The following is a 12,785-nucleotide window of genomic DNA, read 5'->3' as shown; positions in this document are numbered from 1 at the left end:
GTCCCGGACCGGCCGCCCTCTCCCGCGTTCAGGCCCAGAGCTGGCCTTCGAGGCGCTCTTCCGCCTCCTCCAGGGTGCCTTCGTAGGCGCCCGTGGACAGGTATTTCCAGCCGCCGTCGGCCACCACGAACACGACGTCGGCACGCTCCCCCGCCGTGACCGCCTTCTTGGCCACCCCCAGCGCCGCGTGCAACGCGGCCCCGGTCGAGACGCCGGCGAAGATGCCCTCCGCGGCCAGCAGCTCGCGGGTACGCCGCAACGCGTCCGCGGAGCCGACCGAGAACCGGGTGGTCAGCACGGACTCGTCGTAGAGCTCGGGGATGAACCCCTCGTCCACGTTACGCAGCCCGTAGACCAGCTCGCCGTAGCGCGGCTCGGCGGCGACGATCTGCACGCCCGGCACCCGCTCGCGCAGGAACCGGCCCACCCCCATGAGCGTCCCCGTCGTGCCGAGCCCGGCCACGAAATGGGTGACGGTCGGCAGGTCCTCGAGGATCTCCGGGCCCGTGGTCTCGTAGTGCGAGCGCCAGTTGGCCGGGTTCCCGTACTGGTAGAGCATCACCCAGGAGGGATTCTTCGCCGCCAGGTCCTTGGCCACGCGCACGGCCTCGTTCGAGCCGCCGGCCGCCGGGGAGGAGATGATCTCGGCGCCCCACATGCGCAGCAGCTGTCGCCGCTCCTCGGAGGTGTTCTCCGGCATGACGCAGATCAGCTTGTAGCCCTTGAGCTTGGCCGACATGGCGAGCGAGATGCCGGTGTTGCCGCTGGTGGGCTCCAGGATCGTGCAGCCGGGCGTGAGCAGTCCGTCCTTCTCGGCCTGCTCGACCATCCACAGCGCGGGCCGGTCCTTGATCGAGCCGGTCGGGTTGCGGTCCTCCAGCTTGGCCCACACCCGCACGTCGGCGGACGGCGACAACCTCGGCAGGCCGACGAGCGGCGTACGGCCCACCGAGTCGATCAGCGATTCGAAACGCATGTCACCCGCCGGCGACGGCAGGGAGGACGGTCACCGTGTCACCGTCGGACACCGGAGTGCCGAGGCCGCCCAGGAAGCGCACGTCCTCGTCGTTCAGGTAGACGTTGACGAAGCGGCGCAGGCCGCCCTGGTCGACGAGGCGGTCCTTGATGCCCGGGTGGCGGGACTCCAGATTGGTGATCAGCTCGTCGAGGGTGGCGCCCTCGGCGCTCACGGCCTTCGCGCCGTCGGTGTAGTTGCGCAGAATGGTCGGAATGCGAACCTCGATGGCCATCGCGGTCAGTCTCCTCATGTCATGTCGTCATCCCATCGGCAGCAACGCCGACGGCTGGAAGGGGATTCCACACTGCTCAAGGACAGTCGTAGACGACGACAGCCGGAGTATGTGCGAAGAGGAAGCTCTGCACCGGCCGGACCATCATGGGAGAAATCTTACCTCTTCCTCGGTAATCACGCCGTCGAGGATGCGGAAGGAGCGGAACTCCACCTCGTTGTCGTCCCTGGTGGAGACCAGGACGTAGTGCGCGTCGGGCTCGGAGGCGTACGAGACGTCGGTGCGCGACGGGTACGCCTCGGTGGCGGTGTGGGAGTGGTAGATCACGACGGGCTCCTCGTCGCGATCGTCCATCTCACGCCAGACGCGAAGCTGCTCCATCGAGTCGAAGCGGTAGAAGGTGGGCGAGCGCTCGGCGTTCTCCATCGGGATGAACCGATCGGGAACACCGTTCTTGCCCGCGATCACGCCGCACGCCTCGTCGGGGTGGTCGGCCCGGGCATGGGCGACGATCTTGTCCGCCAGTTCCTGCGAGATCGAGAGCATGCCCGGAAATTACCAGAGCGCCCGGACCAGGCTGTCCTGGAGGTACGTCAACCAGTCATAGGTGACGTAGGCCGGGTATCTGGGGTCGTCCTCGGACATCATGGCGATCTCATCGTGGACCTCCTCGGTCACCTCGAGCTTGGTGCCGAGCGTGAGCCGGATGTCGTTGAGCGCGCGCAGCCACGCCTGGGCCTGCTCGGGCGTCAGGTCGAAGCGTCCCGACGCGGCGCTGTCGAGCACCGTCTGCGCGTCGGCCCGTTTGCCGTCGCGCAGCGTGGCCTCGGTGTAGCGGCGGAACTCGGCCGCCTCTTTGTCATCTTCGTACGCCGACGGGAACAGCCGCGCCAGCACCGGGTCCGACGGCGCCTCGCTCGCCCCGATGCCCAGCGCCCGCTCCAGCGGATCGTCGCTCGTCTGCCCCGGCGTCACGAGGCCGAGCGTCATCGACACCAGCGAGCGCAGCAGCGAGACCTCCGCGGCCTCGAACCGCGCGACGACTCCGCCACCCTTGCCCGGCGAGAACCCCGAACTCACCCGCACCTCTTCACGTGCACTATTTGACCGAATCCGGCTGGAGCGTCGCCCACAGGCCGTAGGAGTGGAGAATCTGCACATCGCGTTCCATCTCTTCGCGCGTGCCGCTGGACACGACCGCCTTGCCCTTGTGGTGTACGTCCATCATGAGCTTCTCGGCCTTCTCCTTGGTGTAGCCGAAGACCGTTTGGAAGACGTAGGTCACGTAGGACATGAGGTTGACCGGGTCGTTCCAGACGATGGTTACCCATGGCAGATCGGGCCGGACGTCCGATGACGGACGCTCGACGGTGATTGGAGCGGTGCTACCCACATCCCCGAGTCTGCCCTATCTGGGCCGTAGTCTTCGAGTCGTGACAATGACCATGAGCACTGCGTTGCTCACAGATCACTATGAGCTGACGATGCTGCAGGCCGCGCTGCGAAGCGGGGCGGCCCACAGACGCGCGGTCTTCGAGGTGTTCGCCAGGCACCTGCCGGGCGGGCGGCGCTACGGGGTTGTCGCCGGGACAGGACGTGTCCTGGACGAGCTCGAACACTTCCGTTTCGGTGAGAATGAGCTCACCTATCTGCGCGAGCACCAGGTCGTGGACGAAGCCACTTTGGCGTTTCTGGCCGATTACCGGTTTTCCGGGAGCATCTACGGTTACCGCGAGGGCGACCTCTATTTCCCCGCTTCTCCCATCATGGTGGTGGAGGGCACCTTCGCCGAAGCGGTGCTGCTGGAGACGCTGACGTTGTCGATCCTCAATCACGACTGCGCGATCGCCTCCGCCGCCTCCCGCATGACCAACGCCGCGGGCAAGCGCCCGCTCATCGAGATGGGCTCGCGGCGCACGCACGAGTCCGCGGCGGTGGCGGCCGCGCGGGCCGCGTACATCGCCGGGTTCGCCTCCACCTCCAATCTGATGGCCGGGCATCTCCACGGCATCCCCACGGCCGGCACGGCCGCGCACGCCTTCACCCTGCTGCACGACTCCGAGCGGGCCGCGTTCGAGGCCCAGATCGCCACGCTGGGGCCGGAGACGACGCTGCTGGTGGACACCTATGACGTGCAGGAGGCGGTCCGCACGGCGGTGGAGCTGGCCGGGCCCAAGCTCGGCGCGGTCCGCATCGACTCGGGTGACCTCGCCGCCGCGGCGCAGGAGGTGCGCGAGCAGCTCGACGCGCTCGGCGCCTTCAACACCCGCATCCTGGTCACGTCGGATCTGGACGAGTACGCCATCGCCGCGCTCGCCGCCGCCCCGGTGGACGGGTACGGGGTGGGCACCTCGCTGGTGACCGGGTCGGGCGTGCCCACGGCGGCGCTGGTGTACAAGCTGGTGGCGCGGGAGACGGCCTCAGGAAAACTGGAGCCTGTGGCCAAGCGCTCGGTGGGAAAGCCGTCGCGGGGCGGCCGCAAGGAGGCGTACCGGCTGCTGGACCCGTCCGGCCACGCGGAGACCGAACTGATCACGACCGGCGGCGTGGCCCCCGACGGCGGCATCCCCCTGCTGCACGAGCTGGTGCGCGACGGCGAGGTCATCGGCCGGGAGCCCTTGTCCGCCGCCCGCGACCGCCACGCCCAGGCCGTCGCCACGCTCCCCCTGGAGGCGCTCCACCTGGGCAGGGGATACGCGGCGGTCCCCACCGAGTTCGCCTGAATTATTGTGCTGTGTATGGGCACCGCGTTGATCATCGTCGATGTGCAGAACGACTTCTGCGAGGGTGGCAGCCTTCCCGTGGCCGGCGGGTCCGCGGTGGCGGCGGCGATCACCCACCATATGGCCGACCACGGCTACGACCATGTGGTCGCCACCCGCGACTACCACATCTCCCCCGGCGACCACTTCGCGGAGTCGCCTGACTACGTCTCGAGCTGGCCGGCCCACTGCGTGGCCGGCACGCCGGGGGCCGACTTCCATCCGTCGTTCGACGTCTCGGCAGTGGAGGAGGTCTTCAGCAAAGGGGCCTACGCGGCGGCGTACAGCGGCTTCGAGGGCGCGTCCGGCGACGGGGCGTCGCTGATGGAGTGGCTCTCGGAGCGTGGGGTGCGCGAGGTGGACGTGGTGGGCATCGCCACCGACCACTGCGTGCGGGCCACGGCCCTGGACGCCGTCAAGCACGGCCTGGCGGTGCGGGTCCTGCTGGACCTCACGGCGGGCGTCTCCCGGGCCACGACGGAGGCGGCGATGGCGGAGCTGAAGGAGGCCGGCGCCACCTTGCGGGGCGCGCCTGCCGTGGGCTGAGCGGTCACGCCTCATCACGAAGCGTACACAGTGTGAAACGCTGAGGTGATGTGATATCCAAGAGGGGTGAACCCTCTCCGCACTCGGAGTAACACGGAGAGTGACACGTCTTCCTCTCTGTGGAGGTTCTCCATGCTGGCCCTCTCCTTAGGAGTGGCCTGGCTGCTCCTCGGCCCCCTCAGCCTGTGGCTGCTCGTCAAGGGCAGCACCACCGAGCGCGTGGGCGCGATCGTCACGCTTGCGCTGCTCGAAGGCGGCACGATCGTGATGAACCAGGTCGCCCAGGATGCCATCCCTGAGCACTCCGTGGTGTCCCACGACGTGTCACCGACGCCTGCCTGCGACGCGCGCACCCCTGCCCCGCGGTCCGCCCGGGTCGGCAGGGCTCTCGTCCTGGCGTGGCCCGCCGTCCGCCGCGAATGCGGGACGGCCGAGGTCACCGTCCGCAGCAAGGGGAGGCGGCTGCTGGTCTGGGTGCGTACGGTCGAGGGCCCGGGTGATCGCCGGACTGTCCTTCCCGTACGCGTCAAAGGCGACATGGCCCGGGTGACAGTCCCGTTGCCTGACAAATCAGGTCGTATCGCCGTTGACGGCCGCAGCGGGCGACGGATCCCGGCACCGACGACGTAGCGATGTCCTCCCTCTGATCGCCCACGACCGCCGCGCCACGGACTCCACGCAAGCGTGGCAGGTTACCTCGCCACCACGGCAGCCCCCGCGTCTCCTAGGCCGTGCTCCTGGGCACAGTGCCGCTCGTCCGACGACGACTTCAACGCCGACCTCTTTGGCCTTCATCCGGAGCCGATCGGTTGGGCTGATCGACTCGACTAGAGTGGTCCGCCGTGATCGAGCCGGACTTCCTGCGTACCACCCGTTCGTCCTATGACGCCATGGCCGCCGAATACGCGGACTTCTTCCGCGACGTCCTGGCCGGCATGCCGTTGGACCGGGCGATGTTCGCCGCGTTCGCCGAGCTCGTACAGGGCTCCGGGCCCGTGGTGGACGTCGGCTCCGGTCCGGGGCGCGTCACGGCGCTCCTGCACGAACTGGGGCTGGACGTGTTCGGCGTGGACCTGTCGCCCGCCATGGTGACGCTGGCCCGGCGCACGTTCCCCGGCCTGCGGTTCGAGGAGGGCTCGATGCTGGCCCTGGATCTGCCCGACGGGAAGCTGGGCGGTCTGGTGGCCTACTACTCGATCATTCACGTGCCCTTGGAGCGCCTGCCCGACGTGTTCGCCGAGTTCCACCGGGTGCTGGCTCCGGGGGGTCACGTGCTGGTCGCGTTCCAGGTCGGGGACGAGCCTCTGCACCTCACGGACGGGTTCGGTCACCCGATCCTGCTCGACTTCCACCGCCGGCAGCCGGACCAGATCGCCGGGCTGCTGGGTGTGGCGGGCTTCGTCGTGGACGCCCGTCTGCTGCGCGAGCCCAAGCCGGGCACCCGCGAGTCGACCCCGCAGGCCATCCTCCTGGCCCGTAAGCCCACCGGCTAGGGTGCGGCCACGGCCAGCCGCAGGGCGTCGTCGAACCTCGCGAAGACCTCGAACGCATGCCGCAGCCCGGTGATCGACAACACCCTGGCCATGACCCCATGAACCCCGCCGAGCAGCAGCCTGGTCCCCTGGGCCTCGCATCGCTGCATGACGCTGACGAGCTCGTTCATCCCCATCGAGTCACAGAACGCCACCCCATCGAGATCAAGGATCAGGAAGGGCTTCGGGGGGAGCCCCCAGACGCGCTGCAGGTGCTCGCGCAGCAGAGGGACCGCGTTGACGTCGAGCTCGCCCTCGAGTCTCAAGATGACGGCGTTTCTCGAGAGGCCTGAAGTCACGCTGAGCGAGGGCTTCCGGTTGGCCTCAGATGACATTGGCGAAGTCCTTTGCACATCTCAAGACGAGCCAAGAGAGGTTGTTGCCGGTTACACCGGCCTTCTAACAGAAGGCCACTGCTCTGTGTCCAATTGGGAGAGGGGCCGGACGCGCGCAGCGCTGGGGGGCGGAGCGCCGCGCGCGAAGGCACACTCAGACCGCGATGGTCAGGTAGGCCAGAGCCAGGACGGCGAGGATCACGAGCAGCACGCTGGTGCCGCTGATCACCAGGAGGACGCGTGTCCGCCGGGCCATCCAGCGGATCGCCGCGACCACCAGAGTGATCATGGCACCGAGGATGAGGAGGGACCCGGCCCTGGAGTCTGTCGGAGGAGGCATTGCCATCGAGTAGTACAGGTCTAGATTTGTCATAAAGGTTTCCCTGTGCGACGGGCTGTGACAGAACCTTGCTCTCGCGGACACCTCCGGACGATCGGGAGTCGTCCTCGGGGTGTCCGCGGTCTTTCCGCGTGGGATGCCGCTCCTGGGGGTGTGGCTCATCGAACTCGCGGCACGAACCACCTCACCTGCATTCAGGGGAACTTCAGCGTCCTTAACTGAAGTTTGTCTCTCTTTATGATTCCCTGACTGAACTCAGTACATTCACACACTGCCGTCAGAGATACGTGGCTAGACTGGGGCTCTTGCGCGCCCGATTCCCGCCCGTAGACCGTTCCGTTACGGCCTAGCTGCGCATTCTCCATCGACTCGGGTATCCAAAAGGTGTTTACTGAAAATTTGTGAAGTTCACACGAATGAGGCCAGCATGAGCGGTGACGACTTCGCGGGGACTGCGCTTGCGCGACGTCTGCGCGAGCTCCGCCTCAGCCGATGGCTTGATGTGCGTGTCACGCAGACCCAGCTGAGTGAGGCGCTGGAGATCAGCGTGCCGCTGATCTCCTCCTGGGAGTCGACCCTGGCAGGGAAGATCCCGCCATTGCACCGGCTGGAGAACTATTCCAGGTTCTTCGCGACCAAACGATCAGTCGCCTACGACAGAGCCCGCCTGCTCGACGAATCCGAGTTGAGCCCGGACGAGCGCGACGAGCACAAGAAGTTGTTCGCCGAACTGACCCGGTTACGCCAGCAGGCCCTGCGGCACCAGAGCGTCGGCGAGGCCACCGAACCGAGCCCGGCCGAAAGCGCCCGCCGCCGAGGGCCCTGGCATTTCCCCAAGGGGGAGCCGATCACGATCATCTGCTCGCAGATCCCCGAAGAGGACCGCGCCAGGATCCCGCGGGCGGATCCCGCGAACGTCGACTACATCGAGTCCTACAGATACTCGGACCTGGACTCGATATTTGAGCTGTGGGGCTGCCTTTGGCGCACGAACCCGGACAGCCAGGTGACGCTCCGCACCACGGAGGATCTCAAGAACGACGACCTGACCACCCACGTGGTGCTCGTGGGCGGCGTGGACTACAACGCGATCACGGCGTACGCACTCGAGCAGATCGAGCTCCCGGTGCGGCAGGTCGCCGACTGGGACAGCGAGAAGGGACCGTATTTCGAGGTCAAGGAGGACGGGGACACGCAGCGTCATTATCCTCACACAGAGGGTGCGGACGATAGCCTTCGTCTGCTGGAGGACGTGGCCTTCTTCTATCGCGGTGTGAACCCCTTCAATGTCGAACGCACTTTGACCATATGCAATGGAATGTACGCCAGAGGCGTGTACGGAGCGGTCCGGGCACTGACCGACACTCGATTCCACGACAGGAACGCCGGCTATCTGGAGTCGCGTTTCGGGGACGCGGAGTCGTACAGCATTCTCATGCGGGTCGGGATCCAGGGCAGGCTCGTCGTCACGCCTGATTGGAACAAAGCTGCGGCCCGGTTACACGAATGGCCGGGGTCCACCCATGGAGACTGAAATAGCAACGGTCAGGACGGAGCATCACCACGGCTCCCACAGGCATCTGGCGGATGTGTACGACGACGGCCCCGCCGGGGGCGAGCCGGGAAACGTCGATGCCATCGTCGTCCCCACGATCCGGCATCCGGCATGGCTGAAGCACGCGATCCGCCTCGCGAGCGAGCTCGGCTGCCCCCTTGTCACACTGCACAGCCGCAAATGGAGCAAGCCGGAGCTCGCGGCCCTGTTGATGCCGAGTGACGTGCAGTTCATCGCGATCGACATCGGCAATCCCGCCTCGCTCAGCCTGCCGGACTTCCGTACGACGGCCGTGCTGAAGAACACGCCGTTCGCCCGCGTGACCGACCTCAGCGCGAAACGCAACATCGGCCTGCTGCTGGCCCGGCTGATGGACTGGGAGCGCATCGTCTTCCTGGACGACGACATCGAGGTGGGCAGCAAGGAGGAGGTCGCGCGCGCGGCGGCCCTGCTCGATGATTACGACGCGGTGGGCATGCATATCGGCGGGTATCCAGACAATTCAGTGGTGTGCCACGCTCACCGGCTGACCGGAGGAGATCAGGACTCGTTCGTGGGCGGCGGGGCACTCGCCGTGGAGACGACGCGCAATCCCTCGTTCTTTCCCAACATTTACAACGAGGACTGGTTCTATCTCCTGGATGAGACCTCGCTACGCCGGCTCGCGGTGACCGGGAAAGTGAAGCAACGCCCGTACGACCCTTTTGACCGGCACATTCGCGCACGGGACCAGGAGCTCGGCGACGTGCTGGCGGAAGGGGTCTACTGGCTGCTGGACGGGGAGAAGGGGACCGGTTGGGCGGCCGCGACCGACCCGGCGTACTGGACCGGTTTCCTCGCCCAGCGCAAGGCGTTCATCAACGACGTCCTCCGCCGGGTCAAGCGGCTCCCTCCGGGCTCGGTGGCGAACCGCGATGCCATGCAGGAGTCGCTGGAAGCGGCACTCGGCCGCCATCACCGCATCGACGAGGCGCTGTGCGTCTCCTACATCGAAGCCTGGAGCGAGGACCGCCGTACATGGGCCGCGCACTTCGCCGGGACTCCGCAGCTGAAGTCCACCGCTGACGCGATGAAATGGCTCGTGAAAGATGGTGCGCCGCAATTGCGCTGGTGGACGTCCATGGCTTAGGCGTTGTTGATTCGCCAGAGTGCCAACAGGGAATCTGTTGGTCCGTGGGGGCACCAGATATACGCAAAGCCGACCATACCGATCTCCGTAAGCTGGTCCGGTCGCTCGGCCAGAAGACATATTTCAGCGACCGGCTGGCCAGGCAGGAGGCCGGGCACGGGTTCCTCCTCGTCGCCTGGGAGGGGGACCTGGCGGTGGGCGACGTCTACGTGTGGCTGGCGCCCGCCGAAGAGCCGGAGCTGCGTGCCCGCTTACCTGGCGTCGCACTCCTCACCCACCTGGAGGTCATGGCCGGGCACCGTAACCAGGGGATCGGGACGCAGCTGCTGTGGGCGGCCGAGGACCGGCTCTTCGCCACCGGCCACGAGCAGGTCGCCCTCGGGGTGAGACTGGACAACCACGCCGCGCAGCGGCTCTATCACCGCAGAGGGTACGTCGAATGGCCGTATGGGCAGGTGGCCACGACGGAGGTCGTGTATCACCCGGACGGCACGCATGAACGGCGGCCGGAGGTCTGCCGCATCATGGTCAGGCGACTCGGCCGCAACCGCTTCCGCTGACCCCGCCCCGCCAGGCTCTGCCGGCGCGTCCCGCACCGGACCCTGAAGGCGCGTCCCGCGTCGGGCTTGGAGGCGCGTCCCCCGCGCCCGGCGGCACGTCCCGCGCCGGGCCTAGAGGCGCGTCCCCCGCGCTCTGGGCGGGACCCGCGCCGGCGTATCCCGCCGACCAGTGCTCATCCCGTCGCCTGGGGCGCGCCGTCCGGGTTAGCGGCGTTGGGTGGCCCAGCGGCGGATCATGTCGATCCGCTCCTGGATCTGCTCCGCCGTTGCCTGGGCGATCGGCGGGCCACCGCAGGTGCGTCGCAGGTCCGCGTGGATGACCCCGTGCGGCTGCCCCGTCCGATGGTTCCAGGCGCCTACCAGACCGTTGAGCTCCCGCCGCAGCTCGGCGATCTGCTCGTGCGGCGCCAGCCTCTCGCGCGGCTCCTCGGCCGACGCCTGCTTGCGCTTGGCGGCCTGCTGGTCCGACTGCCGTTTGCGAAGGAGGGTCGCCACCTGGTCGGGCTCCAGCAGCCCCGGCAGGCCGATGAAGTCCTCCTCCTCGGCGGAGCCGACCTCGGCGCCCGTGCCGAACTCGCCGCCGTCGAACAGCACCCGGTCGAACGTGGCCGACGTCTCCATCGTCTCGAACGGCAGCTCGTCACCCAGGACGTCCGGGTTGTCCTTCTTGCGGTTGGCCTGCTCCAGGAGGCTGTCGTCGAGGCCGTCCTCCGGAGGCCGCTTGTTGAGCACATGATCGCGCTCCACCTCCATCTCGTTGGCCAGCCCCATGAGCGTGGGCACCGAGGGGAGGAAGACCGAGGCCATCTCACCGCGCTTGCGGGCACGGACGAAACGACCCACCGCCTGGGCGAAGAAGAGGGGGGTCGAGGTGGACGTGGCGTAGACGCCGACGCACAGACGGGGGATGTCGACGCCTTCGGACACCATGCGGACGGCGACCAGCCAGCGGTCCTGCGACTCAGCGAACTGCTTGATCTTCTTCGAGGCGCCGGGATCGTCGGAGAGGACCACGGTCGCGCCCTCGCCGGTGATGTTGCGCAGGTGGCGGGCGTACGCGCGGGCGGTCTCGTGATCGGTGGCGATGACCAGGCCGCCCGCGTCGGGCACACCCCTGCGCACCTCGGTGAGGCGGCGGTCGGCGGCCTGCATGACCTGGCGGATCCAGTCACCCTTGGGGTCGAGCGCGGCCCGCCACGCCTGGGAGAGCTGGTCCTTGGTGAGCGGCGTGCCGAGCGTCGCGGCCAGCTCGTCGCCGGCCCGCGTGCGCCACTTCATCTCACCGGAGTAGGCCAGGAAGATGACCGGCCGCACGACCCCGTCGTCCAGCGCGGGCCCGTAGCCGTAGGAGTAGTCGGCGACGCTGCGTTTGAGACCCTCCCCATCCTCCTCGTACGTGACGAAGGGAATCGGGTTGTCGTCGGACCTGAACGGCGTGCCGGTGAGCTGGACCCGGCGGGTGGCGGGCTCGAACGCCTCCTTCACGCCGTCGCCCCACGACTTGGCGTCGCCCGCGTGGTGGATCTCGTCGAAGATGATCAGCGTCTTGCGCGCCTCGGTGCGCGCCCTGTGCAAGGCCGGGTGCATGGCGACCTGCGCGTACGTCACGGCGACCCCGGTGTAGTCGCGCGACGTCGTGCCCTGGCTGTTCTTGAACTCCGGATCGATGCCGATGCCGACCTTCCCGGCGGCGTCGGCCCACTGACGCTTGAGGTGCTCGGTGGGGGTCACGATGGTGATAGCCCTGATCACCCCGCGACTGAGCAGCTCGCTGGCGATGCGCAGGGCGTAGGTCGTCTTGCCCGCGCCCGGCGTCGCCACGGTGAGGAAGTCACGTGGCTCGCGCCTGAAGTAGAGGTCGAAGGCCTCTTGCTGCCAGGCGCGCAGCTTGGGGGCGGTGCCCCATGCGGCGCGGTCTGGATAGGAAGGCGAAAGGTGGGACGCGGCGAAGGTGCTCACCGCATCACCTCTGGGGTTCGTGTGCTTCGCTCTCTCACAGTGACCCGATAGTAATCGGGCCCACCGACAAGACGTGCCGTGAGCCGCGGATTCTGGCCAAGGTCTTCCTCACGTGTTAAGGGGCTTATCGGAGACTCGTCATGACCGCGTCGAGGGCCTGTCTGCGTGCGGTTTCCTCGGGTTGGATCAGTCCGACGAGCAGGACGGCCCGGTCCCCCCGAGTGACGAGCATCACTCTCATGAACGCGGGCCGGTTGACCACGTCCTGGTATTCCGCCCGCAGCGCCCGCGTGTGGCCCCCAGGGATCTCCTTGTCCTCGACGATGTTCACACGATCACCTTTCAGCAGGAGCCTGGAGTAAAGCTCCGCCGCCTGGGCCGTGGCCTCCTTGGCGTTCTCTCCGGGTCCGGGCACCGGCCTGGCCATGACCAGGCCGCCGCTCCCGTCCCTGGCGACCGACGTGAACCCCGTCACCGGGGGCACCGCACCCACGCTCCAGCCTTCTGGCAAAGTCGCCGTCACCCCGGCCAGCGCGTCGCTCAGCCTGCCCGTCTCCGCCTGCGGCTCGGTGATCCGCAACACCACCGCGGTCGCCCCCGCCACCAGCCCGGTCCCGGCCAGCAGCGCCGCGAGCACAACGGCCCACCGCCGCCACAGGCGGGCTCCGGCCCGCCTGCGCACCCCTGGGTCCACCGGGGTGCCGTAGAGCCGGGCGGACGGCGGCAGCGTGTCCCACGGCGGCGCGGACAACGGCCCGCCGCCTTCCGGGCCTCTCTCCCAGCCGTCCCCCTGGAGACTCCGCCCCCAGTCGTCCCG

16 protein-coding genes are annotated in these 12,785 nt (G+C 67.9%); 7 read left to right on the top strand and 9 right to left on the bottom strand.

Going from position 1 to position 12,785, the window contains the following annotated elements; all coding sequences use genetic code 11:
- Positions 1–28: 28 nt before the first annotated feature.
- From ETD86_RS47060 to clpS, 5 genes are all read right to left on the bottom strand, one after another.
- A complete protein-coding gene (locus ETD86_RS47060; RefSeq protein WP_138673132.1) occupies positions 29–976 on the bottom strand; it encodes a PLP-dependent cysteine synthase family protein in 948 nt (315 codons plus the stop codon).
- 1 nt (position 977) lies between these two features.
- Complete coding sequence (locus ETD86_RS47055; protein WP_138673133.1) at positions 978–1,250, bottom strand: MoaD/ThiS family protein; 273 nt, start codon at positions 1,248–1,250, stop codon at positions 978–980.
- A gap of 144 nt (positions 1,251–1,394) precedes the next feature.
- A complete protein-coding gene (locus ETD86_RS47050; protein WP_138673131.1) occupies positions 1,395–1,796 on the bottom strand; it encodes a M67 family metallopeptidase in 402 nt (133 codons plus the stop codon).
- Between the two features lie 9 nt (positions 1,797–1,805).
- The gene (locus ETD86_RS47045) at positions 1,806–2,330 is read right to left on the bottom strand and encodes a DUF2017 domain-containing protein (protein WP_138673130.1); all 525 of its coding nucleotides are present in this window, start codon (positions 2,328–2,330) and stop codon (positions 1,806–1,808) included.
- A 19-nt stretch (positions 2,331–2,349) separates the two neighbouring features.
- Positions 2,350–2,643 carry an ATP-dependent Clp protease adapter ClpS gene (gene clpS, locus ETD86_RS47040; RefSeq protein ID WP_138673129.1) on the bottom strand — a complete coding sequence of 98 codons (294 nt, stop codon included), beginning with the start codon at positions 2,641–2,643 and terminating at the stop codon, positions 2,350–2,352.
- A gap of 46 nt (positions 2,644–2,689) precedes the next feature.
- Between clpS and ETD86_RS47035 the strand changes: the two genes are divergently transcribed.
- From ETD86_RS47035 to ETD86_RS47020, 4 genes are all read left to right on the top strand, one after another.
- Positions 2,690–3,973, top strand: coding sequence for a nicotinate phosphoribosyltransferase (locus tag ETD86_RS47035; protein ID WP_211370748.1), 1,284 nt, complete (start codon positions 2,690–2,692; stop codon positions 3,971–3,973).
- A gap of 15 nt (positions 3,974–3,988) precedes the next feature.
- Positions 3,989–4,558, top strand: a complete 570-nt coding sequence (locus tag ETD86_RS47030) for an isochorismatase family protein (RefSeq protein ID WP_138673127.1) — start codon at positions 3,989–3,991, stop codon at positions 4,556–4,558.
- Positions 4,559–4,690: 132 nt separating this feature from the next.
- The gene (locus ETD86_RS47025; RefSeq protein ID WP_138673126.1) at positions 4,691–5,188 is read left to right on the top strand and encodes a hypothetical protein; all 498 of its coding nucleotides are present in this window, start codon (positions 4,691–4,693) and stop codon (positions 5,186–5,188) included.
- A 212-nt stretch (positions 5,189–5,400) separates the two neighbouring features.
- On the top strand, positions 5,401–6,051 hold the full coding sequence (locus ETD86_RS47020; protein ID WP_138673125.1) for a class I SAM-dependent DNA methyltransferase: 651 nt from the start codon (positions 5,401–5,403) through the stop codon (positions 6,049–6,051).
- On the opposite strand, the gene ETD86_RS47015 is transcribed toward ETD86_RS47020, so the two are convergent.
- Positions 6,048–6,425 carry an STAS domain-containing protein gene (locus ETD86_RS47015; protein WP_138673124.1) on the bottom strand — a complete coding sequence of 126 codons (378 nt, stop codon included), beginning with the start codon at positions 6,423–6,425 and terminating at the stop codon, positions 6,048–6,050. The two genes, ETD86_RS47020 and ETD86_RS47015, sit on opposite strands and share 4 nt — an antisense overlap.
- Before the next feature lie 154 nt (positions 6,426–6,579).
- On the bottom strand, positions 6,580–6,714 hold the full coding sequence (locus tag ETD86_RS59450) for a hypothetical protein (protein ID WP_281287090.1): 135 nt from the start codon (positions 6,712–6,714) through the stop codon (positions 6,580–6,582).
- A gap of 478 nt (positions 6,715–7,192) precedes the next feature.
- On the opposite strand from ETD86_RS59450, the gene ETD86_RS47010 reads away from it, so the two are divergent.
- Genes ETD86_RS47010 through ETD86_RS47000 form a run of 3 tightly spaced genes read left to right on the top strand, consistent with a single transcriptional unit; the run spans position 7,193 to position 10,009 of the window.
- Positions 7,193–8,299 carry an XRE family transcriptional regulator gene (locus ETD86_RS47010; protein WP_138673123.1) on the top strand — a complete coding sequence of 369 codons (1,107 nt, stop codon included), beginning with the start codon at positions 7,193–7,195 and terminating at the stop codon, positions 8,297–8,299.
- Positions 8,289–9,449: a hypothetical protein gene (locus tag ETD86_RS47005; RefSeq protein WP_138673122.1), complete on the top strand. Its 1,161-nt coding sequence runs from the start codon at positions 8,289–8,291 to the stop codon at positions 9,447–9,449. The genes ETD86_RS47010 and ETD86_RS47005 overlap by 11 nt, the downstream gene beginning before the upstream one ends.
- Before the next feature lie 44 nt (positions 9,450–9,493).
- The gene (locus ETD86_RS47000; protein ID WP_170223658.1) at positions 9,494–10,009 is read left to right on the top strand and encodes a GNAT family N-acetyltransferase; all 516 of its coding nucleotides are present in this window, start codon (positions 9,494–9,496) and stop codon (positions 10,007–10,009) included.
- Between the two features lie 204 nt (positions 10,010–10,213).
- Here ETD86_RS47000 and ETD86_RS46995 read toward each other — a convergent pair whose 3' ends face one another.
- Entirely contained in the window at positions 10,214–11,968 is a 1,755-nt protein-coding gene (locus ETD86_RS46995) for a DEAD/DEAH box helicase (RefSeq protein ID WP_138673120.1), read from the bottom strand.
- Positions 11,969–12,092: 124 nt separating this feature from the next.
- On the bottom strand, positions 12,093–12,785 hold a 693-nt coding region (locus tag ETD86_RS56150), incomplete at its 5' end, for a hypothetical protein (RefSeq protein ID WP_211370747.1).

This window comes from Nonomuraea turkmeniaca, from assembly GCF_005889735.1.
Taxonomy (GTDB): Bacteria; Actinomycetota; Actinomycetes; order Streptosporangiales; family Streptosporangiaceae; genus Nonomuraea; species Nonomuraea turkmeniaca.
This window is presented reverse-complemented; position numbering and strand designations above follow the sequence as displayed.